At 44.9% G+C, this 272-nt stretch carries 1 protein-coding gene; it reads right to left on the reverse strand.

The genetic code is table 11. The features are described 5' to 3' along the window. The coding region (locus AAEY93_RS20590; RefSeq protein ID WP_351079522.1) for a hypothetical protein at nt 1–272 on the reverse strand (272 nt) is incomplete at both ends.

The following is a 272-nucleotide window of genomic DNA, read 5'->3' on the forward strand; positions in this document are numbered from 1 at the left end:
TCGCGTGGCTTACTGGAAGAGACAAAGACATATAGTGGGACTTTTTTACTCTCTTGCACTTGTTGCGGCGTTTTACGTCCTGCCAGCGTCGGTGGTACAAAGTTTTCATCCGCAAGAATACTCTTTTCATCTGGGAAGATTTTTTGTGCCACGTTGCTGATAGAGTCACTGATTTTACCTAAAATCGTGTCGGTCTCTTGGTCTTTTTCGTCTAATACCCGATCATCTGGCAAGCGGCTTAAGCGATTGGCTTTTTGTTTGATGGCTTGGAG

It is taken from the genome of Shewanella sp. CAL98-MNA-CIBAN-0140 (genome assembly GCF_040309905.1).
In the GTDB taxonomy this organism is placed as follows: Bacteria; Pseudomonadota; Gammaproteobacteria; order Enterobacterales; family Shewanellaceae; genus Shewanella; species Shewanella psychromarinicola.